The following is a 22,409-nucleotide window of genomic DNA, read 5'->3' as shown; positions in this document are numbered from 1 at the left end:
AGTGTAAAAAAAGTAAACATCTATAGGGTAAGTGTAAAGAAATTATAAAATAATGAGTTCTTTTGGCGAGTGTGTGATTATTTCAACACCATCTTTTGTAATGATGACATCATCCTCTATACGAACACCACCAACTTGTGGGACATAAATGCCTGGCTCTACAGTAAGCACCATATTCTCCTCTAAAACGTCTTCACAAACTGTCGACATGAAAATATTTTCGTGAATATCTAGACCGATGCCATGACCTGCTCCATGTCCGTAATTTTGCCCATAGCCTTTAGCTGTAATATAGTCACGTGTATAGCTATCTGCCTGTCGTCCAGTAATACCAGCCTTCATATTAGAAAGAGCGTGTTGCAAGGAGCCATAAACAATTTGATATATTTCTTTTAATTGTTCAGGGGGCTCGCCGACAGCAATAGTTCTTGTCATGTCAGAACGATAGCCTTCATAATAAGCGCCAAAATCAAGTGTAAGCATATCACCTTGCTTAATAGTTTTCGAAGACGCCACGCCATGTGGTAGAGCAGAGCGATGACCAGAAGCGACAATCATATCAAATGCAGCGCCAGTAGCACCATTTTTACGCATATGGGATTCCAGCTCATTGGCAATTTCGATTTCTGTAACACCAGGTTTAATGAATGTCAAAATATGCTTAAAGGCTTCATCTGAAATCCAAGCTGCTTTCTTAATAATTTCAATTTCCTCTGGTGTCTTAATCATACGTAAATCTTCCACAATTGTAGATAAAGGCTTTAATGTTGCTGTTAATTTATTTGCCATTAATTGATACGTGTAGTAAGTGACGTGATGTTGTTCAAAGCCAACAGTTTGAATGGATTCCTGTTCTAAAATTTCTTGAATCGTTTCATATAAACGGCTGCGATCAATTTCATGAACCTCAAATGCTTTACTTTGCTCTGTTGCTTGCTGTGTATAGCGGAAGTCCACCAATAAAAGTGCTCGTGTGTTAGTTACTACAACCGTTCCTGCACTTCCTGTAAATCCTGTTAAATAACGTCGGTTTTGAGCATTTGTAATAATCATTGCGCTTGTACCTTGTGCTTGTAGAGCATTTCGTAATTGTTCTAGTTTTGACATGTTGTCATTCCCCCTTTAATGAAAGTATAATGCAAAAACTGTGCCAATTTTTTAAAAAATAGAATCGGCATGGAAATTGCATAGATTTTTATAGTGCGATTTCTTTCGTGCAATAAAATTAAAGGGGTTTTGAGGATGGCTAAAAAAACAAAATGGCTTTTCGTATTGTTAGCATTAATGCTCGTTGTATTGGTCGGTTGTTACGGCAAAGATAACACCACTTCTGGAAATACTACAAATAGTAATGAAACAGACAATGTATCTTCTGATGGGGAAGATAATATTGCCGCACAGGAACTTCATTTAGTGGCAACAGGAGATTTAACGACGATGAGCTCTTTAGGGAGTGTAGATGCACTTGCTGTGACGGCAATGAACTCAGTATTTGAGGGATTATATCGTATAGGTCCTGAAAATACACCAATTCCAGGTATGGCAGAGTCACATGAAGTTTCTGAGGATGGTACAGTATATACATTTAAAATACGTAAAGATGCTGTGTGGAGTAATGGGACTCCAGTGACAGCACATGATTTTGAGTATGCATGGAAAAGAGCTATAAATCCCGAAACTCAAGCAATCTATTCATACTTAATGCTAGATATAAAAAATGCTGCCAATGTGCAAACAGAAGAAGATCCCCTTTATGGGAAGGTGGAGGAAATCGGTATTAAAGCAATAAATGATGAAACGTTAGAAGTGCAGCTAAATGCGCCGATCCCATACTTTATTAGCTTAACAACGTATGCACCGTTCTTCCCATTAAATAAAGAATTTACAGAGTCCCAAGGCGATCAATACGCGCTAGAAGCGGAAAATATGATCTATAATGGACCTTTCATGATGGAGTCTTGGCAACATGGGCAAGGATGGACGTTCGTCAAAAATGAAAGTTATTGGGATAAGGACACGGTAAAACTTACTAAAATCACGCAGAAAATAGTGAAAGATACGGCAACGGCTGTCAATCTCTATGAAGCTGGTGAAATAGACACTGCCGAGTTATCTAGTGAATATGTTGCTCAATATAAAGACAGTCCAGAGTATTCAACGTTTTTAAAGCCAAATACGTATTTTATTCGTATGAATCATGAAAATAAATATTTATCTAATCTAAACATTCGTAAAGCCATTGATATGGCATGGGACAAACAAGGATTCGCTGATGTGATATTACAGGATGGTTCCATTCCTGCCTACTATTTAGTACCTCAGGGATTATCAACAGATGACAAGGGAAATGATTTCCGTGATGGCAACGGCGATATGAATAAAACAAATATCGAGCTAGCGAAGGAAGCGTGGGCTACTGGCTTAAAGGAACTTGGTGTAGACCAAGTAAAGCTGGAGTTTTTAACATATGACCGTGCAGAATCTAAAAAAGCCGCTGAATTTATTAAAAACCAATTGGAGACGAACTTAGAAGGCTTAGAGCTAACAATTAATATGCAGCCAAATAAGCAAAAGCTTGCATTAGAAGGGGCTGTTGATTTTGATTTAGACTATGGTGGCTGGGGCCCTGACTATCAAGACCCTATGACATATATTGAATTATTTGAGTCAACGGCTTATTATAATCAATCTAACTATAAAAATGAAAAAGTTGATGCACTTATTAAACAAGCAAAAACTACCTCTAATGTTAGCGAGCGTTGGGAACTTATGCAGCAAGCCGAAAAATTAATGATGGAAGATGTAGCATTTGCCCCAACATTCCAAAAAGGGTTAAGTCGTTTGACAAAACCATATGTGAAAAACTTATATGAGCATCCATTCTCAGCTGACATAAGCTATAAATGGGTAGAAATTGTAAAATAAAAATGCTGTCCTCTTTTCTCGAGAGGACAGCATTTTTCATTTATAGATAGAAAACTATAGATAAAATGGCTGTCACGGAGCAGCCAAGTATACCTGCTAGTAGTAGCGGATAAGTGAAGGTATAGGACGGAGCATGAACATATTCTAAATCTCCATCTAATTCAAAGGCATAGACACCATTTTTAGTAACACGTGCAAAAAAGCGTTTAAAACTATAGGCGATACCATTAAAAAGCCCACCTTGTACAACAACCAATGAAGCACCTACAATTGTAGCAGTAAGGGATATAAGGAAAATATTATTAATTAGCGTTAAAAAAGTGATTGGTTGGTGGAGGAGCCAGGTATAGCTAAGGGAAACTATGATTATACAGCTAGCAAGTAAGAGGAAGGTCTTTAATTTCAACGTAATATACCTCCTTCTTGTGCTGAACGGTATTGGACAAGCTCCTCTTCTGTCAGCATAACAAAGTGACCAGGCCGTATCTCAACAAAGCTTTCACTTGCGGTATTTCGGTTAGCTTGATAGGTAGCTTCATTAAAAATAATGCGTTTGCGGTCTCGCTCTAGCTTAGGATCTGGTAATGGAATGGCCGATAATAATGATTTTGTATAAGGGTGTACGGGGTGATCATAGAGCTCTTGACTGTCCGCTAGCTCAACGATTTTCCCTCGATACATCACACCAATACGATTACTAATATACTTCACCATCGACAAATCATGTGCAATAAAAAGATAGGTCAACCCACGTTCTTGTTGTAACTTTTTTAGCAGATTCACTATTTGTGCCTGAATGGAAACGTCCAATGCAGAGATAGGCTCGTCTGCAATGATGAGTTCAGGTTCTACAGCTAGAGCACGTGCAATACCAATTCGCTGACGCTGGCCACCACTAAGTTCGTGAGGATAACGGTTTGCATACTCCTTTGTTAATCCGACTATGTTTAATAGCTCATATATTTTTGACTTCCATTCACTTTTAGGTACTTCATGAATGGCCAATCCTTCTGCAATAATATCCATTATCTTCATACGTGGATTGAGAGAAGAATAGGGATCTTGAAAAATCATTTGCACCTTGCTATTGAAGGCAAGCTTGTCTTTTTTTGTTTGATGGTCATTGATATTACGGCCATCAACGTGAATCTCACCACTAGTAATCGCATGGAGTCCAATAATGGAACGTCCCGTTGTCGATTTACCACATCCGGATTCTCCTACAAGACCAAAAATTTCTCCTTTATAAATATCGAAAGTAATGCCATCTACCGCTTTATTAACCGTGTTTTTACTTAAAGAAAAGTGCTGCTTAACCTCTTTTAATGATAAATATGGATGTTCTTTATCAAAGATAGTTGGTGCCTGACGCTTCTCTTGCTGTACTTGAGCAAGCTGTTGGTGAACCGGTACTATTTTCGGTGCGTGTTCATGCAATAACCAAGTGGCAGCGAAATGAGTGTCGCTGACCTGAAACATAGGTGGTTCCTCTATAAAGTCAATTTTTAAGGCATGTTTATTACGAGCTGCAAAGGCGTCACCAGTAGGGGGATGAAGTAGGTTTGGTGGCGTTCCAGGAATAGCATACAATGAATTTGTCTCAATATCTGGATTAGGCATGGCTGCGAGTAGCCCTTGTGTATAAGGGTGCTGACAATGATAAAATATTTCATCAACTAAGCCAATCTCAATGATTTTTCCAGCATACATCACGGCGACGCGATCTGCCATTTTAGCGACAACGCCTAAATCGTGGGTAATAAAGATAATGGATAAATTCATTTTTTGTTGTAGATTTTTTAATAATTCTAAAATCTGCGCTTGGATCGAAACATCTAGTGCTGTGGTAGGCTCATCAGCAATGATGATACGTGGCTCACAAGCAAGAGCCATGGCAATGACTATTCGCTGGCGCATACCTCCAGAAAATTGATGTGGGTACTGTTTATAGCGTTTATCAGCTTCTTTAATACCGACAAGTTGCAATAGTTCTATAACACGGTTAGTTATGTGTCGGCCACGTAAAGTCGTATGTTTTTTTATACTTTCTGCAATTTGGTGACCAATCGTCATCGTAGGGTTTAAGGCAGTCATTGGATCTTGAAAAATCATAGCGATTTCAGCTCCGCGTATTGCTCGAATTTCTTGCTCACTGGAAGATAAAATATCATGCCCGTTATAAAAAATGTGTCCGCTTTTTATCATTGTGGACTCGGTTGGATTAAGGCGAAGAAGGCTTTTCGAAGTAACAGATTTTCCAGAGCCAGACTCGCCTACAATGGCTAAGGTTTCACCTTCAAATAAATCAAATGATATATTGCGTACGGCTTGTACCTCACCATTGTACGTGTTGAAGGAAACACTTAAGTTTTTTACCTCTACTATTTTTTTCATTTAGAGCACCTTCCTATTTACGAGTTTTTGGATCGAATGCATCACGCAGTCCATCACCGAGTAAATTAAAGCTAATCATAATTAAACTAATGACAATAGATGAGACAATCATGCCATGTGGATAAATTCTTAATAATTTATATGAATCATTAACAATTGTCCCTAAAGAAGCGGTTGGTGGTTGTAGCCCTAGTCCAATAAAGCTTAATAAAGCCTCTGTGAAAATAGCACCTGGAATAGTAAATGTAGTCGCAACGATAATTGGTCCAAGCGTATTGGGAATTAAATGCTTCCATATGAGACGCTGGTTACTAGCACCAAGTGTTCGTGAAGCAAGCACATATTCATATGTTTTTAACTTCAGTATTTGTGCTCGAACAATTCGAGCCATACTAATCCATCCTACGATCACCATTGCAATCGTAATTGAAATAATGCCTGGCTTTAAAATAAGGATCAGAAGTATGTTCACAATTAGTCCGGGTATACCCACTAACACTTCAATAATACGTTGCATGATAGTATCTGTTCGACCACCATAAAATGCTGAAACAGCCCCATAAGCAACGCCTATAATGAGATCGATGGTTGCTGCTAAAAAAGCAATATAAAGAGAAATCCTTGTTCCTTCCCATACACGTGTCCATAGATCTCGTCCTAATTCATCTGTACCGAACCAAAAATATTCTTCAATCCCTTTCGCTTCATATTGGTCTATGCCTCGGCTATCGACACCATTTAAGCCTAAGAAAAAAATATTCTCAAGGACAGGAATTTTTGGCGGTAAATTGGTACGCGCAATATTTTGTTCGTCATAGCCGTGGCTATTCATAAAGGGCCCGAAAACGGCAAGTAATAGAACAATGATAATAGTACATAGCCCAACGATAGCTGCTTTATTTTTCCGCAGGCCACGCCATGCATCCTGCCAAAATGATTGCTCAGGACGATAGGTGAAATCATCTGTAATATCAGTTTGCGAGGCATATTCAAATAACTCCTTTGAAGGGCTCTTCGTTGTATCATCTGTCAGTTTTATGGTCATGCCTTATCGCCTCCTGTCACACGAATTCGGGGGTCAATCAATCCGTATAAAATATCAATGATTAAAATGACGGTTACAAATAACACCGCATAAAAAATAGTCGTTCCCATAATGAGCTGATAATCATTTGTAATAATTGAATTAACAAATTGCTCACCTAAACCTGGAATACTGAATACCTTTTCAATAACAAGTGAACCAGTAATAGTGTTTACGGTTAACGGACCAATAATAGTTACGATTGGGATCATGGCATTTCGAATCCCATGCTTTGTAATGATAATAGGCTTTGATAATCCTTTTGCTTTTGAGGTTAAAATGTATTCTTGACTAAGGACCTCTAGCATTTCGATACGCGTGAAACGAGCAATTGTAGCAATTACTCCAACAGCTAAAGCAATGGTTGGTAAAATGGAGTACTCAAAGCCATTCCAAAAGGCAATGGGTAACCAGCCCAATTTAACGCCAACCCAATACTGTAAAAAACCTGCAAAAACAAATGATGGAATGGATATGCCTAGTACGGCTAGTATTGTAGCGCCGTAGTCAATAATAGTGTTGTGTCTTAGAGCAGCTATAATGCCTAAAAAAAGTCCAATAATTGTACCTACTAGAATGGCTTGAAAGCCTAAAACAGCCGATGCACCAATACGTTCCTGAATAATCTTAGTCACTGGTCGATTATCAAAGACAAAAGAAACACCTAAATCTCCTTGTACAAGATTCGTTAAATAAATACCAAATTGCACAGGAACCGGCTTGTCTAATCCGTATTTTTTGTATAATAGCTCTTTTTGCGTCTCTGGAAGGCGTTCATCATTAAATGGTGAACCTGGCAAAGCCTTCATTAATAAAAATGACAGCAGGATAATAATAAAAAGCGTAATGATCATATAGCCAATTCGTGTAAATATGTACCGAACCATGGCACCAACCTCCTACTAAAAAGTGTGTTGAAACTATTAATTTATTTGCAAGATTGATGCCAATTGTTAGAAAAATAGGAGAAGAAAAAATATGAAAATATATATTGCATACCTTTTTCTTATATGATATATTTATAAATGTCTTAAAGAGGTCCCGTGGTGTAGCGGTTAACATGCCTGCCTGTCACGCAGGAGATCGCCGGTTCGATCCCGGTCGGGACCGCCATTTAAAATTGATATGTTCGCTCTTATGTACTGTTACAGTCATAAGAGCTTTTTTGTATTGAATGAGAATTTTCTTGCCGCATAGCCGTCAACCATAAAATTGATTCAAGCACTTATTTCAATTGTGAAAGTGTCACTTTATGAAGACCCAGTTCACTGGGTAGAAACATAGAGGTGAAAAGCTTTACATTTGGTGAAGGCTTTATGACCTACCTCCTATTGATTTTAACAAAATAACATCTATTGCCCTAAATGGCCCCACTACTGTCACTCGAAATACGCCCAATCCCAATGAAAGCACTTGTATTATTGAAATGAAACTAATGAATTGTATATATTTAACGTTATCTAAAGATAGTAAAAATTACCGATAAATGATGACGGTTTTATAAGGTAAAATGAGATATGTTTCTAAAATTAAAACGACGGGTAAAAATTAGAAGTAATTGGATTGGCTACGGAGGTGTTTATATGGGCAAAGACCATTTCTTAAACCATTTTTATTTACCTTTGCTTATTGGTTCCATGATTATGATGGTAGGCTGTGGAGATCCTATTATAGAGATTGAAGAAGCAAATACGTATCACTGGCAAAAAAATATGAACGAAGTAGAATTTGAGAAATTAAAAAATGATATGTCATATATTGAGGTAGTTGAGACAGCAGGTGGCGCAGGTAAAAAGGTGAAGAATAATGAATACCGTTGGAATGATGAAACTTTGTTGACTCAGGCTTATATAGTGAAATTTAAGGATGATAAATTAATTGCTAAAGAGATTATAGCTGTAAAAGGCCATTCCAATCGATAATTGTAAAATGTCTTTGTAAAAGAAGGCATCTCAACATGTAGACAAAAGCCATCGGGAAAATTCACTCTCGATGGTTTTTGTCCTTCTTATCACATTCACTGGAAAGCGTTCGCCCTTAGTAGAAATCAGTGGCTTTACTTTATTGCATTGTACTGTCTGACACGTCCTCTTAAGAGAAGTCGTGTTTTTGTTTTCATCGTGCCACCTAACTGCTGTTATTAAAAGAGCATTTTAACGAGCGCACTCAAAGCAAGTATAATGGTATTGGATGCTTTGAACATTTTGGCTAGTTTAGGTAAACTAGAGGTAATGTAGTGATGAGAGGAAAAAAGAATATGTATGAAATAATCATGAATTCAGTTGATGATACAGAACGTTTTGCCTGCAAACTTGCGAATAAACTAGAAGCTCAGGATACGATTACATTAGAAGGTGATCTAGGCGCGGGCAAGACGACATTTACGAAAGCCTTGGCGAAGGGGCTAGGGGTCAAACGAACAGTCAACAGTCCAACATTTACGATTATTAAGCAGTATGAGGGAAGAGTACCGTTTAATCATTTAGATGTATATAGGCTAGCAGAAAGTGATGAAGACCTTGGTTGGGATGAGCTGTTTTATGGAGATGCGGTATCAGTGGTTGAATGGGCGCATTTAATTGAACAGGATTTGCCACAGGATCGTCTAGCGATAGAGATTTACCGAATCGGAGAAAATGAACGACGCTTTGTGTTAATACCTCGTGGAGAACGCTATGAGGCACTATGTGAGGAGCTAATGAAATGATTTGGTTAGGAATAGAAACAGCAAATACACCACTTTCCATTGCAGTTGTAAAGGACGGCAAAGTAGTGGCCGAGATGGTACAAAATATAAAATTAACGCATTCTGCAGGTGCGATGCCAGCGATTGAAGAAATCCTGGCACGAATAGATGTAAAGCCGAATGACTTGGATGCGATTGCAGTATCTGAAGGACCAGGTTCTTATACAGGTGTCCGTATAGGTGTGACATTAGCAAAGACATTAGCATGGACATTACAGAAACCTTTAGTCGGCGTATCTAGTTTAAAAACATTAGCTGCCAACGCTGCCCTTTATAACGGGTTAATTTGTCCAATTTTTGATGCTAGAAGAGGCAATGTCTATACGGCAGTTTATCAAGGTGAGACATTAGAAGCACTTGTGGAGGATCATCATGCACATATTGATGATTTATTAGTGCGTTTAAAGGCATTAGAGCAACCTATTTTATTTGTAGGAACAGATGTTGATATATTTTGGGAGAATATTGTGCAAAAACTTGGTGATCATGCAGTACGTGCACCATTTAGTATTGACTTGCCACGCGCGATGGAAGTCATTCATCTAGCGATGAAAATGGAGTTACAAAGTGTCGAAGCTACCCATCACTTCGTTCCACAATATAAACGGATTGCCGAGGCTGAGGCGAACTGGCTGAAAGAACAGAAGGAGAAGGAACATGAGTAGGAATGTAACTTATCGAAAAATGGTTTCTGACGATGTGCCAGCAATTTATGAAATTGAATTGGCTTCATTTCCAGTACCATGGACGTTAGATTCCTTTTACTACGAAGTGCATGAAAATCAGTATGCGCATTATGTACTGGCTATAGATGAAGATGGTAGTATTATTGGTTTTTGTGGAATGTGGATGGTCATAGATGCAGCTCAAATAACAAATGTAGCTGTGATTGAGCAGGCTCGTGGCAGAGGGATAGGCGAAGGACTAATGCGTGAGGCGATGCATATAGCGCGTTTACATGGAATGGAAGTCATGACGCTTGAGGTACGTGTAACAAATGTAGTTGCACAAAATCTCTATCGCAAGCTTCATTTCCAAGATGGTGGTATACGGAAAGGCTATTATACTGATAACGGGGAGGATGCCCTTGTCATGTGGGTGAATTTATAATGAATAATGGATTGATATTAGCAATAGAATCGAGCTGTGATGAAACAGCTGCCGCAATTATTCGAAATGGTCATGAAATTGTTTCGAATGTTGTTGCTTCACAAATAGAAAGCCATAAGCGATTTGGTGGCGTAGTTCCTGAAATCGCTTCACGTCATCATGTTGAACAAATTACAGTGGTTATTGAGGAAGCATTAGCACAAGCGAATATAAAACCAGCTGAGTTAGATGCTGTTGCCGTTACGGAGGGTCCAGGTTTAGTCGGTGCGTTGCTAATTGGCATAAACGCGGCTAAGGCTTTTGCATTTGCCAACAATTTACCGATTATCGGTGTACATCATATTGCAGGTCATATTTATGCCAATGCTCTTGTCCAGCCAATGGAGTTTCCATTATTGGCACTTGTTGTATCAGGTGGGCATACGGAGCTTGTTTATATGAAGGAACATGGCTCCTTTGAGGTTATCGGTGAAACAAGAGATGATGCAGCCGGTGAGGCATATGATAAAGTGGCACGAGTTTTAAATTTACCCTATCCAGGTGGCCCACGCATTGATCAGCTTGCTCATGAGGGCGAAGAGGCTGTTCCTTTTCCAAGAGTGTGGTTAGAGGAAGGGTCTTATGATTTTAGTTTTAGTGGCTTAAAATCAGCGGTCATCAATTATAAACATAATATGGATCAACGTGGCGAAGCTATTTCGCCAGCAGCCGTAGCAAAGGGCTTTCAGGAAAGTGTTGTCGAAGTACTAACCGCGAAAACATTGCGTGCCGCTCGCGAATATCAGGTGAAGCAGGTCATTGCAGCTGGTGGTGTAGCAGCCAATAAAGGCTTACGTGCTTCATTAGAGACAGTGTTCGCTGAGGAAGGAATTCCGTTTTTTGTACCACCACTCAAATTGTGTACAGATAATGCGGCAATGATTGGAGCAGTAGCGATGCCAATGTATGAAGCGGGTATCAGAGGAAACTTAATGATGAACGGTCGTCCAGGCATGGAGTTAAAATCCTGGGTGTAGTAGTAAATGAAGGAGGTATCTTATTGAAGATATCTCTTTTTTATTGTCGAAAATTTGTTGATAAAAAATGAATGTAGCGAAGAGAAGCGTCAAATGAAATGGTTTAATTGACAAATTTTTCGGAAAATTATCCACAGGTAATAGAGCGAACTAAATACCGAACACGCGTACTTATGCACAAATTGTTGATAACTTGTGCATAACTTGTGATTATTCAATATATAGTAGTATGTTTTACACGAGGTGATGTGGATAAAATAATTTTTAATTGTGGACAGTGTGGAAAACTCTGTTGATATGTTGGTATTACTAGATTTATGGTGTGAATAAAACTGTGGGCATTTTTTGTCGAAAAATAGCACTTGACCAATATATATGAAAAATGAAGGAGAGTAAAGAAAAAAGCCATGCGACAATGCACACGGCTTAAATCAAATTACATATCTATATTTTCTAATTCTTCATTTAACTCTAACCACTCTAATTCTAAAAGCTCATGCTGTTCCTTTTCAGTAGCCAATTCGTCTTGTAGTTGGGCAATTTTTTCATGATCTGTAAAAATTGCAGGGTCACAGAGAGCTTCCTCTAATCTATCAATGGAGACTGTCGTTTCTTGCATCTTGCCTTCTAATTCTTCGATAGTACGTCTTATTTGCCGTTCGCGCTTTTTTGCCTCTTTATCAATTTTGGAGGTAGAGGACTTATCAGGTAGTTCCTGCTGTAGTTGCGGTTGGGAAGTACTTTTCATTTGTGCTAGCTCCAACAGCTCCTGTTTTTTCTCTACATAATAATCATAGTCCCCTAAATATTCAAACGACCCAGTTCCAGACAACTCCACTACCTTCGTAGCGATACGATTAATGAAGTAGCGGTCATGGGAGACGAATAGAAGCGTTCCAGGGTAATCGATCAAAGCATTTTCCAGTACCTCTTTACTATCTAAATCTAGATGGTTTGTAGGCTCATCGAGAATTAAAAAATTGGCCTTTTGCATCATTAGTTTTGAAAGTGCCAGTCGTGCTTTCTCACCGCCTGATAAAGAAGAGACGGTTTTATCCACATCTTCTCCACTAAATAGAAAACGTCCTAATACGGTGCGAATATCTTTTTCATTCATAAGCGGCCATTCATCCCATAGCTCTTTTAAGACACTTTTACTGCTTGAAAGCTTTGCTTGCTCTTGATCATAATAGCCAATTTGTACATTCGTACCATAACGGATATCACCTGCTAGAGGTGTTAAATCTTTCACAATCGTTTTTAATAATGTCGATTTACCAACTCCGTTTGGTCCAACAAGAGCAATCCGATCCTCGCGAAAAGTACGTAGCTTAATCCCACTAGATATGCGCTGATCGTTATAGCCGATTGTTAAATCATCAACGGATAATACATCATTTCCACTTTGACGTTCAATCGTAAAACCAAAACTAGCGGATTTCTCATCACCATCCGGCGATTCCATCCAGTCTGTTCGTTCAAGCATCTTCCGTCGACTTTGTGCCATTTTTGTTGTAGAGGCACGTGCAATATTCTTTTGGATAAAATCCTCTAGCTTGGCCTTTTCGTCTTGCTGACGCTCAAAAAGTTTGACATCACGTTCATAGTTTTTAGCTTTTTCATCTAAATAAGCACTGTAGTTGCCTGTAAATTTTGTGACACGATGACGTGAAACTTCGTAGACAATGGAAACAACTTGGTCTAAGAAGTAGCGGTCATGGGAAACAATTAAAATAGCGCCCTCATAGTTCTTTAAATAAGATTCTAACCAAGATAATGTTTCAATATCTAAATGGTTCGTAGGCTCATCGAGAATTAGTAGGTCTGGTTTACTCAATAAAAGCTTAGCTAGTGCTAAGCGTGTGCGTTGTCCACCAGATAGTGAGCTAATAGGTTTATCATAGTCTTCCGGATAGAATTGCATGCCGTGAAGCACTGAGCGTATGTCCGATTCATATTGATAGCCGCCAGCATCCTTAAATGTATGCTGTAGTTGATCGTATTCCGACATAACTTTGGCATACAGAGTAGGATTTTCATAAACAGTAGGGTCTGCCATTTGCTGTTCGAGCGAGCGGAGTGTTTGTTCTTGAGCTAAAAGGGGTTCGAAAATGGTCATCATTTCATCCCAAATAGTTAACGTAGAATTTAATCCGGCATGTTGCTCTAAATAGCCAACCTGGATGCCCTTTGGAATAATGATATCCCCTGAGTCATAGGACATTTGACCAGCGATTATTTTTAATAAAGTAGATTTACCTGCACCGTTGCGCCCTACTAAGGCAACGCGATCACGGTGTTGAACTTCTAATTTCACACCACTTAAAATTTCATCTGCAAGAAAGGATTTAGTTAGTTGATTGACCTGTAAAACAATCATTCTTGACACCTCAATTCTACCTTAGTGTAATGGATGAACGATTTGCATGCAATGTCGGTGCTTTACTTATTCCGAGCAGTCATGTAAGATTGAAACGATTTCTTTTTAGTTAGCTGCGTACAAAGCGCCATTAACTAAAGAGAAATACGCTAGTGGATTGAAAAATGTTGTATATAGTTAAGGATAAATGTATTAAAATTAGTACAGTAAAATTGATTGAGTTTCATCTTAAGGAGGAGAAAGTTTGAAACAAGAATTAAAAATTCCACAAGCCACTACAAAAAGACTTCCTCTTTACTATCGATTTATTCAAAACTTTGCACAAGAAGGTATGGAACGTATTTCGTCGAAGGAACTGAGTGAAGCGATGAAAATAGATTCTGCAACCATTCGCCGTGACTTTTCTTATTTTGGTGCTCTTGGAAAGAAAGGCTATGGCTACGATGTACAGCATCTATTACAATTTTTTAGCCAGACGCTTGATCAACATGAAACAACAAAAGTAGCGTTAATTGGCGTGGGGAATTTAGGCAGTGCATTATTAAAATATAATTTTCAAAAAAACCACAACACTCATATTGTTGTAGCATTTGATTCGAAAGCGCCGAAGGATGGCAAAATGATTAGTAACATTCCTGTTTTTCATCCTGATTTGCTGGAAGAAAAGTATGCAGAATACGGGGCAGAGCTAGCTATTTTAACAGTATCACCACGCTCTGCGCAAAAAATGGCAGATCGTTTAGCGGATATGAATGCAAAGGGAATTTTAAACTTTACGCCCGAGCGCTTAACGGTGCCAGATAGCATGCAGCTCTTAACCATTGATTTATCGGTAGAATTGCAAGCGCTTATTTATTTAATTCGGAATCAGGAAGTGTGAAAATTTTACATATTTTATAGTGGAGTTCACTGTTTCTGTCAAATAGTAATTTTAAATAAAACAAGGTAAAATCAGTGAGAGTGACGAAAAACTTTCACATATAATTAGTTAGCAAAATGGCGAAATATGCGTTAAAATGATGGATATAAAGAGGAGGTGGCTGTAATGGGCGGTATTGGTCCTATGAGCCTCATTATTATCGGAGTTGTCGCGTTACTAATTTTTGGTCCTAAAAAGTTACCAGAGCTTGGTAAAGCATTTGGTTCAACACTACGTGAATTCAAAAATGCTACTAAAGGTTTAGCCGACGAAGATGATGATGACAAGAAAAAGAAAGAACTAGATAAGTAAGTTAGGATGTTGAGGAATGAATCCAAAAGATCTAACTGTCATTGAGCATATAGAAGAATTAAGAAAACGGCTGTTCATTGTTGCCGTTTTCTTTGTTCTCGCTATGGCCGGCGCCTTTTTTGTCGCCAAGCCACTTGTTAAATATCTTCAAGCTACCGGAGCACAATATAATATTGAGCTCCATGCATTTGACGTAGTAACACCACTAGCAATTTATATTCAAGTTGTTTTTTTAATTGCATTTATTCTTTCATCGCCAGTATTAATGTATCAATTGTGGTCATTTATTAGTCCAGGATTAAGGGAAGTAGAGCGAAGAGCAACCTTAAGCTATATACCATATTCATTTTTATTGTTTATCGCAGGGTTATCTTTTTCATACTTTTTATTATTCCCGTATGTCATCAAATTCATGATGAATTTATCAAATGATTTAGATATTAAGCAAACAATTGGAATACATGAGTATTTTACATTTTTATTTAAACTCACAATACCATTCGGTTTTCTATTCCAATTACCTATTGTAGTATTGTTCTTTTCACGGATAGGTATATTGAGTCCAGATCTACTAATTCGTATTCGTAAATATTCATACTTTGGTTTATTTGTATGTGCTGCTCTCATTGCACCACCTGAATTGGCGTCTCACTTAATGGTATCAGTGCCCCTATTTATCCTGTATGAAATTAGTATTATGATATCTCGAGTTGGTTATAGGAAATATTTAAAATCAGAGGAAATTCGATTAAAAGAAGAGCAGGAAGCTGAGCAAAAACGCCAGATAGAAGAGGCTCTTGAGCAACAACGACGACAAATAGAAGAATTGAATAAACAGTAATAGATAAAGCTCGGTGCCTACATAAAGGCACCGAGCTTTTGTATTTTTGACAACTTTATAGAGCTTTACAAAAATTTATTGCATTTTTTCTAGTTCTTGAAGAAACTTTTGCAATGGTTCTGCATAGAATTGTACAAGTGTCACAAATCCATTCAGCATGACATGTGCAATAATGGAAGTCCAAATACGTTTTGTTTTGTGATATAAAAAGGCGAAGATCAAACCACAAATTGTATAAAGTAAAATATGGGAGAAGTCGAAGTGGATAATCGCAAAGAATATAGCACTTACTATTGCCGCCACCCAGAAGTTTGTTGTTTGGACAAGTGATCCAAATATAACTCTACGGAAGACGAACTCTTCTAAAATGGGACCAAATACAACGATTGCTAATATGGCAATAGGAGCTCCTTTAGCTATAGCGACAATATCAGCGGTATTTTGGGAACCTCCTTCAATACCAAAAACCGCCATTTCAATAGCTGCTCCAATCATTTGACCGAAAAATACAAGGAAGAAACCAAGAATACCCCAAACAATTGTGAGTGGTATTGTTTCTTTTTTTCCTTGATAAACGTTCCAAAAGGCTTTATCACGGGATGTTAAGATGAAACTTAAAATGAGCGCCACGGCAAAGCTAAGCGCAATATACCATCCTTGAGTTATCGGTGCTGCTTGCTCAGAAGCTAGGCCAGTCATCTTCATAACGAGCTTGTGAAACGGTAAGAGCAACCATCTGCTTGAGATTTGCATGAGGATATAAATCAGTAAAACATATAGAGCTGTTTTTTTATGTTTTGTTACTTTTGGAGAATTAGTCACAGTCAAAATCCTTTCCATTCATAGGCTTCCTTTCTATTGTAGATGAATATGGAAAGAAAACAAAATTTTTCGAAGTTCTGACTTGCAAAAAAAAGTGTGATTGATTATCATAATAATTGTATTAGCACTCGATGTTATAGAGTGCTAATAAATTCAACAATTATTATTATTAGGAGGTTGTTTCACTTGTTAAGACCACTAGGAGATCGTATTGTAATTGAACTAATCGAGGTAGAAGAAAAATCTGCATTCGGTATTGTACTACCTGACTCTGCAAAAGAAAAACCACAAGAAGGTAAAGTTGTAGCAGTTGGGACAGGTCGTGTTTTAGAGAACGGACAACGTGTAGAGCTTGACGTTAAAGTTGACGACCACATTATTTTCTCTAAATACGCTGGTACAGAAGTTAAATTTGAAGGTAATGAATACCTAATTTTACGCGAAAGCGATATTCTTGCAATTATTGAATAATATTTGATGCACCTTAAATTAAGGTGAATGCTTATTGTTTCTTGATCGAAAAGTGACAATAAGATGAAATTGATATAAATATATTGAAGAAGCTTAACGAATATTCCATTTCAGGAGGGTAAATTCTCATGGCAAAAGATATTAAATTCTCAGAAGACGCTCGTTCATTAATGTTACAAGGTGTAGATAAATTAGCAAATGCGGTAAAAATAACATTAGGTCCAAAAGGGCGTAATGTAGTATTAGAAAAAAAATTTGGTTCACCATTGATTACAAATGATGGTGTGACAATCGCAAAAGAAATCGAGCTGGAAAATCCATACGAAAACATGGGAGCAAAATTAGTAGCTGAGGTTGCTTCTAAAACAAACGAAATCGCTGGTGATGGTACAACTACTGCAACAGTTCTAGCACAAGCAATTATTCGTGAAGGCTTGAAAAATGTGACAGCTGGCGCAAACCCTGTAGGTATCCGTAAAGGTATTGATAAAGCTGTTGCTGCGGCATTAACGGAATTACACTCGATTTCTCGACCTGTAAGCAATAAAGATGAAATCGCACAAGTTGCTGCTATTTCAGCTGCTGATGATGAAGTTGGACAACTTATTGCTGAAGCGATGGAGCGTGTAGGTAATGATGGTGTTATTACAATTGAAGAATCTAAAGGCTTCACAACAGAGCTTGATGTAGTAGAAGGTATGCAATTTGACCGTGGCTATGCGTCACATTACATGGTAACAGATACAGATAAAATGGAAGCAGTTCTAGATAACCCATATATCTTAATTACAGATAAAAAAATTACAAATATCCAAGAAGTATTACCATTATTAGAACAAGTGGTACAACAAGGTCGTCCACTTTTAATGATTGCTGAAGACGTTGAAGGAGAAGCACTTGCAACACTTGTTGTGAATAAGCTTCGTGGTACATTCAATGCTGTAGCAGTAAAAGCACCAGGTTTTGGTGATCGTCGTAAAGCAATGCTAGAAGATATCGCTATCTTAACTGGTGGACAAGTGATTACAGAAGAATTAGGCTTAGACTTAAAATCAGCTGATATTTCTTCACTTGGTCGTGCTGCAAAAGTAGTTGTGACAAAAGACAATACTACAATTGTTGAAGGTGTAGGCGGTGCAGATGCAATCGAAGCACGTATTGGCCAAATCCGAGCACAACTTGCTGAAACAACTTCAGAATTCGATAAAGAAAAACTTCAAGAACGTCTTGCGAAATTAGCAGGTGGTGTAGCAGTTATTAAAGTAGGGGCTGCAACAGAAACAGAGCTTAAAGAGCGTAAACTTCGTATTGAAGATGCTTTAAACTCAACACGTGCAGCTGTTGAAGAAGGGATCGTATCAGGTGGTGGTACTGCACTTCTTAACGTATATGCAGCAGTTGAAAAAGTGGCTGAATCTGAAGCAGGCGACGTAGCAACAGGAGTGAAAATCGTCCTTCGTGCTTTAGAAGAGCCAGTTCGCCAAATTGCTAACAACGCAGGTCTTGAAGGCTCTATCATCGTGGATCGCCTAAAACGTGAAGAAATTGGCATTGGTTTCAATGCAGCAACAGGCGAATGGGTAAACATGATGGAAGCAGGCGTAGTAGACCCAGCGAAAGTAACTCGTTCAGCTCTACAAAACGCTGCCTCTGTAGCTGCACTGTTCTTAACAACAGAAGCAGTAGTTGCAGACATTCCAGAACCAGCTGGCGCAGGTATGCCAGATATGAGTGGAATGGGCGGCATGCCAGGAATGATGTAAGGGATTATTCACTTCCATCTTGTGAAATAATTACTGGTCATGTAAATAATTAATTTCAATCACAATAACCACTTCTCGGTAAATGAACTGCCCCGTAAAAGTTAGACATTAATCTAACTTTTACGGGGGTTTTTTTATGACAAAAGTAAGTGTTGAACAACGTATTCAAGCAGTTCAACGATATTTAAATGGAAATGAAACTTTGATCGAAATTGCGAATGATATCGGTGTGACAGCTCAGATTGTCAGTGAATGGGTTCGCCGTTATCAAAAAAATGGCGTAGAGACTTTCTTAAAGTCCTATACAAACTATTCAGCTGACTATAAAATGAATGTACTTAATTATATGAACGAGACAGGTACATCTTCGAGAGACACAGCTGCACTATTCAATATTTCATCTCCTGGCATGATTCGGAATTGGAAGTTGAAGTTTGAAGTTGGTGGTTATGATGCTCTTGTTTCTAAGAAAAAGGGGCATCTATCTATGAAAAAAGAGACAAAATGAACAACGAAATCAACACCAGCTGAAGGATCTGTTGAGGCGTTAGAAGCACGAATCAAACAATTAGAAATGGAGAATGCGTACTTAAAAAAGTTGAATACTTTAGTTCAAATGCAAGAAAAATTACCAATCAAATCAAAGCGCAAGTAATTTATGAACTAAAGGAAATCTATGAAGTAGTGGAATTAATCAAAGTCGCTGATATTCCACGTAGTACGTATTATTACTGGGAAAAGCGTTTGAATCGTCATGATAAATACGCTGATGTGAAAGTCGCAATTCAGTCCATTTATCATGAACATAAGGGACGTTATGGTTATCGTCGGATCACCAAAGAACTAAAAAAATTTGGTATTCATCATGATCCGAAAACGATTAACTGCTTGATGAATGCCATTGGCATAAAGTGCGAAGTCCGCATGAAGAAATATCGTTCGTATAAAGGTAACGTCGGAAAAATTGCCCCAAACATATTACAACGCGATTTTACAGCGGAAAAAATGAACGAGAAATGGGTAACAGACGTGACAGAGTTCCATCTATTTGGTGAGAAACGCTATTTATCACCCGTCCTTGATCTATGTAATGGCGAAATCATTGCATACTCGGTTATGAAGCGTCCAGTGTATAAACTAGTCCATAATATGTTAGAACAAGCATTGGAGCGCCTTGAATCAAGTGATCAAGTTATTCTTCATTCAGATCAAGGTTGGCATTATCAAATGAAAAAGTATCAACAAACATTAAAGCAACATGGTATTACGCAGAGTATGTCCCGTAAGGGTAATTGTTTGGACAACGCAGTCATCGAAAATTTCTTTGGCTTATTAAAATCTGAACTCCTGTATCTACAAGAATTTGAATCTATGGCACATTTTGAACAGGAGCTCAATGACTATATTCACTACTACAATCACAAACGAATGAAAGAAAAATTAAAAGACCTAAGCCCGGTGGAGTACCGAACTCAGGTCTTAGCAGTTGCTTAACTAAATATGTCTAACTTTTTTGGGTCAGATCAAAACAAGAGAAGTGGTTTTTTTGTTGCTTAACTTTGCCTATCAATACTTTTTAGATGATAGATTGCACTGAAATCCAAGTAATAAATGTTGAGGATATTACTTATAATCATGTGATAGCATTTGATGAACTATGACTTGATTTAATGCAATTGTGTAGGTACTCTACGTTTTAGAGATGTTGAACCCTGTTACAACTTTCTGTTATTATTATCCTAATTGCATAATATAAACCAATATATAATGATAAAAAATTACTGAGGGGTTATAACATGAAGAGAACAACAAAATCGGTTATCAGTATCATTGTCATTTTCATCATTTTCGGTATTTGGTTATATTAAATCCACTGAACATATGGAGAAGCCTGTCCCTGAAAAAGAAAAAGCAATTGTTGAAAATGATGGTGTAATTCTTGAAAGTAAACCTGTTACAAAAGAAGAATTGCTTTATCCTGACAATTTAATAGAACACAAAGTAAACGAAGCCATTCATAACATGTCCCACCAAAAAGTTGAAGCTAGTGTAAAATGGGGCCACACTGAAATCACACAAGAAAAAGTTGATCGATTGTTGGCTGTATGCAAAATGAACGATTATAAATATAAAGAACTTTACATTTCAATATTGGAAAGATGGTCGAAGGGTGATTTTTCTCATGCTGTAGAGGATCATAACGCAATTTGGGAGATGCAAGGTGGCGAAGAATCAAGAAATTCAGGAAGAGCGACGCGTCTATTGAGACCCGAAGAGGAGCGAGCTTATATTGAACACAATTTAAAAGCAGATTTATATGATAAATAACACTCAGCAAAGGGTGTTATTTTTTTATTTGTCGGCCCTTTACCAGTCTGCAGTTAAAAAATGGAGAGCTAGTTTTTTGTGTTTTTTAATAAAAAAATCTAATAAAAAAAATTTTCCTGTTGTTTTTCCTTAGATTATCCCTTACAATACGAAATGTAAAATGATAATGATAATCGTTATCATTTGAGATAATTTGGATAATTGAGGTGACATTTTGGATAATCAGGAAGCTAACAGAATAGGGATGGGCAATATATATTATGTCATCATCTTGCTATTAATCGGCTCCATTATAATATCTGCCGTTTTTTCTGTATCAATTGGTCAGGTCAGTATACCCTTCAAGCAATCAATGGATATCTTGTTGCATGCTGTATCTAATGGAAAGTTTGGCACACTCGATAGTGTGGATAGTGAGTCCTATTTGAATATTATTTTACAGGTCAGAATGCCACGTGTTATTTTTGCACTGCTCATCGGTATTGGACTTGCTTTATGTGGGGCTGTGATGCAAGCAGTTGTACAAAATCCTCTTGCTGATCCATACATACTTGGTATTTCTTCAGGGGCATCATTGGGTGCAACCTTTGCCATTTTAGTTGGCTTTGGCAGCAGTGCATTGCTGGCACAATTCGGGGTTGCCTTTGGCGCATTTGCAGGAGCCATGCTTACTTCTATGGCCGTGCTAATTTTATCTAGTATTGGTGGTAAAGCAACATCGGTAAAGCTCGTCTTATCTGGTGTTGTGATAGGTGCATTATGTAGCTCATTTTCAAGTCTTATTATCTTTTTTGCCAATAATGCTGAGGGCATAAAAACCGTTACTTTTTGGTCTATGGGAAGTTTAGCCTCTGCAAGCTGGGATAAAACACCGATTTTAGCAATCGTCATCGTATTAGGAGCTGCATTATTTCTTTTTCAACATCGAGTGCTGAATACGATGTTACTTGGAGATGAATCGGCTATCACATTAGGTATCAATTTAAGTGTTTACCGTAAATTGTATATGATTCTCACATCGCTAATAACAGGAACGATGGTTGCTTATGCAGGTATGATTGGTTTTGTTGGCTTAATTATTCCACATATTACGAGAGGGATTTTCGGGGCGGATCATAAACGATTAATGCTAGGAACGTTACTCTTAGGAGGACTTTTCATGATATGGGCAGATATTTTGTCTCGAACATTGATCGAGAATGTTGAACTACCGATTGGCATCATTACTTCTGTCATTGGATCACCATTATTTATCTATATGATTGTAAAAAAAGGTTACAACTTCGGAGGGTAGAACA

The 22,409-nt window shown here is 37.9% G+C and carries 20 protein-coding genes, 1 tRNA gene and 1 pseudogene; 15 read left to right on the top strand and 7 right to left on the bottom strand.

What is annotated here, in order from left to right:
• Positions 1 to 42 precede the first annotated feature (42 nt).
• The gene (locus MKY80_RS20745) at positions 43 to 1,107 is read right to left on the bottom strand and encodes a Xaa-Pro peptidase family protein (protein WP_239355479.1); all 1,065 of its coding nucleotides are present in this window, start codon (positions 1,105 to 1,107) and stop codon (positions 43 to 45) included.
• A 135-nt stretch (positions 1,108 to 1,242) separates the two neighbouring features.
• Between MKY80_RS20745 and MKY80_RS20740 the strand changes: the two genes are divergently transcribed.
• Positions 1,243 to 2,925: a peptide ABC transporter substrate-binding protein gene (locus MKY80_RS20740; protein ID WP_096365780.1), complete on the top strand. Its 1,683-nt coding sequence runs from the start codon at positions 1,243 to 1,245 to the stop codon at positions 2,923 to 2,925.
• Between the two features lie 40 nt (positions 2,926 to 2,965).
• Here the strand turns inward: MKY80_RS20740 and MKY80_RS20735 are convergent, their stop codons facing one another.
• Genes MKY80_RS20735 through opp3b form a run of 4 tightly spaced genes read right to left on the bottom strand, consistent with a single transcriptional unit; the run spans position 2,966 to position 7,290 of the window.
• Entirely contained in the window at positions 2,966 to 3,331 is a 366-nt protein-coding gene (locus tag MKY80_RS20735) for a DUF3899 domain-containing protein (RefSeq protein ID WP_216604819.1), read from the bottom strand.
• On the bottom strand, positions 3,328 to 5,319 hold the full coding sequence (locus tag MKY80_RS20730; protein WP_008177010.1) for an ABC transporter ATP-binding protein: 1,992 nt from the start codon (positions 5,317 to 5,319) through the stop codon (positions 3,328 to 3,330). The genes MKY80_RS20735 and MKY80_RS20730 overlap by 4 nt, the downstream gene beginning before the upstream one ends.
• 13 nt (positions 5,320 to 5,332) lie before the next feature.
• Complete coding sequence (opp3C, locus tag MKY80_RS20725; protein ID WP_342531021.1) at positions 5,333 to 6,364, bottom strand: oligopeptide ABC transporter permease; 1,032 nt, start codon at positions 6,362 to 6,364, stop codon at positions 5,333 to 5,335.
• Positions 6,361 to 7,290, bottom strand: coding sequence for an oligopeptide ABC transporter permease (gene opp3b / locus MKY80_RS20720; protein ID WP_107922886.1), 930 nt, complete (start codon positions 7,288 to 7,290; stop codon positions 6,361 to 6,363). Before opp3b ends, opp3C begins: the two co-directional genes overlap by 4 nt.
• 150 nt (positions 7,291 to 7,440) lie before the next feature.
• On the opposite strand from opp3b, the gene MKY80_RS20715 reads away from it, so the two are divergent.
• The 6 genes from MKY80_RS20715 (at position 7,441) to tsaD (ending at position 11,275) form a co-directional block, all read left to right on the top strand.
• A tRNA-Asp gene (locus tag MKY80_RS20715) sits at positions 7,441 to 7,516 on the top strand.
• Positions 7,517 to 7,986: 470 nt separating this feature from the next.
• Complete coding sequence (locus tag MKY80_RS20710) at positions 7,987 to 8,325, top strand: hypothetical protein (protein WP_043990233.1); 339 nt, start codon at positions 7,987 to 7,989, stop codon at positions 8,323 to 8,325.
• A gap of 335 nt (positions 8,326 to 8,660) precedes the next feature.
• Positions 8,661 to 9,110 carry a tRNA (adenosine(37)-N6)-threonylcarbamoyltransferase complex ATPase subunit type 1 TsaE gene (tsaE, locus tag MKY80_RS20705; protein ID WP_043990256.1) on the top strand — a complete coding sequence of 150 codons (450 nt, stop codon included), beginning with the start codon at positions 8,661 to 8,663 and terminating at the stop codon, positions 9,108 to 9,110.
• Positions 9,107 to 9,814: a tRNA (adenosine(37)-N6)-threonylcarbamoyltransferase complex dimerization subunit type 1 TsaB gene (tsaB, locus tag MKY80_RS20700; protein ID WP_089987158.1), complete on the top strand. Its 708-nt coding sequence runs from the start codon at positions 9,107 to 9,109 to the stop codon at positions 9,812 to 9,814. Before tsaE ends, tsaB begins: the two co-directional genes overlap by 4 nt.
• Positions 9,807 to 10,259, top strand: coding sequence for a ribosomal protein S18-alanine N-acetyltransferase (gene rimI, locus MKY80_RS20695; protein WP_342531015.1), 453 nt, complete (start codon positions 9,807 to 9,809; stop codon positions 10,257 to 10,259). The genes tsaB and rimI overlap by 8 nt, the downstream gene beginning before the upstream one ends.
• Positions 10,259 to 11,275 carry a tRNA (adenosine(37)-N6)-threonylcarbamoyltransferase complex transferase subunit TsaD gene (gene tsaD, locus MKY80_RS20690; RefSeq protein ID WP_008176997.1) on the top strand — a complete coding sequence of 339 codons (1,017 nt, stop codon included), beginning with the start codon at positions 10,259 to 10,261 and terminating at the stop codon, positions 11,273 to 11,275. Before rimI ends, tsaD begins: the two co-directional genes overlap by 1 nt.
• Positions 11,276 to 11,711: 436 nt before the next feature.
• Here tsaD and MKY80_RS20685 read toward each other — a convergent pair whose 3' ends face one another.
• The gene (locus MKY80_RS20685; protein WP_342531013.1) at positions 11,712 to 13,655 is read right to left on the bottom strand and encodes an ABC-F family ATP-binding cassette domain-containing protein; all 1,944 of its coding nucleotides are present in this window, start codon (positions 13,653 to 13,655) and stop codon (positions 11,712 to 11,714) included.
• 244 nt (positions 13,656 to 13,899) lie between these two features.
• On the opposite strand from MKY80_RS20685, the gene MKY80_RS20680 reads away from it, so the two are divergent.
• From MKY80_RS20680 to tatC, 3 genes are all read left to right on the top strand, one after another.
• Positions 13,900 to 14,535: a redox-sensing transcriptional repressor Rex gene (locus MKY80_RS20680; RefSeq protein ID WP_008176993.1), complete on the top strand. Its 636-nt coding sequence runs from the start codon at positions 13,900 to 13,902 to the stop codon at positions 14,533 to 14,535.
• Positions 14,536 to 14,700: 165 nt separating this feature from the next.
• Complete coding sequence (locus MKY80_RS20675) at positions 14,701 to 14,886, top strand: twin-arginine translocase TatA/TatE family subunit (RefSeq protein ID WP_008176991.1); 186 nt, start codon at positions 14,701 to 14,703, stop codon at positions 14,884 to 14,886.
• A gap of 16 nt (positions 14,887 to 14,902) precedes the next feature.
• A complete protein-coding gene (tatC, locus tag MKY80_RS20670) occupies positions 14,903 to 15,727 on the top strand; it encodes a twin-arginine translocase subunit TatC (protein WP_239355477.1) in 825 nt (274 codons plus the stop codon).
• 75 nt (positions 15,728 to 15,802) lie between these two features.
• Here tatC and MKY80_RS20665 read toward each other — a convergent pair whose 3' ends face one another.
• Positions 15,803 to 16,567 carry a type II CAAX endopeptidase family protein gene (locus MKY80_RS20665; RefSeq protein WP_089987156.1) on the bottom strand — a complete coding sequence of 255 codons (765 nt, stop codon included), beginning with the start codon at positions 16,565 to 16,567 and terminating at the stop codon, positions 15,803 to 15,805.
• Between the two features lie 168 nt (positions 16,568 to 16,735).
• Between MKY80_RS20665 and groES the strand changes: the two genes are divergently transcribed.
• From groES to MKY80_RS20640, 5 genes and pseudogenes are all read left to right on the top strand, one after another.
• A complete protein-coding gene (gene groES / locus MKY80_RS20660; RefSeq protein WP_008176986.1) occupies positions 16,736 to 17,020 on the top strand; it encodes a co-chaperone GroES in 285 nt (94 codons plus the stop codon).
• A gap of 128 nt (positions 17,021 to 17,148) precedes the next feature.
• Positions 17,149 to 18,783, top strand: coding sequence for a chaperonin GroEL (groL, locus tag MKY80_RS20655; RefSeq protein WP_008176984.1), 1,635 nt, complete (start codon positions 17,149 to 17,151; stop codon positions 18,781 to 18,783).
• Between the two features lie 136 nt (positions 18,784 to 18,919).
• Positions 18,920 to 20,277 (top strand): annotated as a pseudogene (locus tag MKY80_RS20650) (IS3 family transposase).
• 387 nt (positions 20,278 to 20,664) lie between these two features.
• Entirely contained in the window at positions 20,665 to 21,111 is a 447-nt protein-coding gene (locus tag MKY80_RS20645) for a DUF6241 domain-containing protein (RefSeq protein ID WP_342531007.1), read from the top strand.
• Positions 21,112 to 21,355: 244 nt separating this feature from the next.
• Entirely contained in the window at positions 21,356 to 22,405 is a 1,050-nt protein-coding gene (locus MKY80_RS20640; RefSeq protein WP_171366050.1) for an iron ABC transporter permease, read from the top strand.
• Positions 22,406 to 22,409: the final 4 nt, after the last annotated feature.

The sequence above is a fragment of the Lysinibacillus sp. FSL R5-0849 genome (assembly GCF_038595075.1).
Lineage (GTDB): Bacteria > Bacillota > Bacilli > Bacillales_A > Planococcaceae > Lysinibacillus > Lysinibacillus fusiformis.
Note: the sequence above shows the minus strand (reverse complement) of the source record. Positions and strands in the feature narration are given on the sequence as shown.

Coding starts and splice junctions, on each gene's coding strand:
- rimI (WP_342531015.1), top strand. CDS start 9,807: ATGAGTAGGAATGTAACTTATCGAAAAATGGTTTCTGACGATGTGCCA.
- MKY80_RS20675 (WP_008176991.1), top strand. CDS start 14,701: ATGGGCGGTATTGGTCCTATGAGCCTCATTATTATCGGAGTTGTCGCG.
- MKY80_RS20730 (WP_008177010.1), bottom strand. CDS start 5,319: ATGAAAAAAATAGTAGAGGTAAAAAACTTAAGTGTTTCCTTCAACACG.
- MKY80_RS20645 (WP_342531007.1), top strand. CDS start 20,665: ATGGAGAAGCCTGTCCCTGAAAAAGAAAAAGCAATTGTTGAAAATGAT.
- opp3b (WP_107922886.1), bottom strand. CDS start 7,290: ATGGTTCGGTACATATTTACACGAATTGGCTATATGATCATTACGCTT.
- opp3C (WP_342531021.1), bottom strand. CDS start 6,364: ATGACCATAAAACTGACAGATGATACAACGAAGAGCCCTTCAAAGGAG.
- tatC (WP_239355477.1), top strand. CDS start 14,903: ATGAATCCAAAAGATCTAACTGTCATTGAGCATATAGAAGAATTAAGA.
- MKY80_RS20685 (WP_342531013.1), bottom strand. CDS start 13,655: ATGATTGTTTTACAGGTCAATCAACTAACTAAATCCTTTCTTGCAGAT.
- tsaD (WP_008176997.1), top strand. CDS start 10,259: ATGAATAATGGATTGATATTAGCAATAGAATCGAGCTGTGATGAAACA.
- MKY80_RS20710 (WP_043990233.1), top strand. CDS start 7,987: ATGGGCAAAGACCATTTCTTAAACCATTTTTATTTACCTTTGCTTATT.
- MKY80_RS20745 (WP_239355479.1), bottom strand. CDS start 1,107: ATGTCAAAACTAGAACAATTACGAAATGCTCTACAAGCACAAGGTACA.
- tsaE (WP_043990256.1), top strand. CDS start 8,661: ATGTATGAAATAATCATGAATTCAGTTGATGATACAGAACGTTTTGCC.
- MKY80_RS20740 (WP_096365780.1), top strand. CDS start 1,243: ATGGCTAAAAAAACAAAATGGCTTTTCGTATTGTTAGCATTAATGCTC.
- MKY80_RS20640 (WP_171366050.1), top strand. CDS start 21,356: ATGGGCAATATATATTATGTCATCATCTTGCTATTAATCGGCTCCATT.
- MKY80_RS20665 (WP_089987156.1), bottom strand. CDS start 16,567: ATGGAAAGGATTTTGACTGTGACTAATTCTCCAAAAGTAACAAAACAT.
- groL (WP_008176984.1), top strand. CDS start 17,149: ATGGCAAAAGATATTAAATTCTCAGAAGACGCTCGTTCATTAATGTTA.
- tsaB (WP_089987158.1), top strand. CDS start 9,107: ATGATTTGGTTAGGAATAGAAACAGCAAATACACCACTTTCCATTGCA.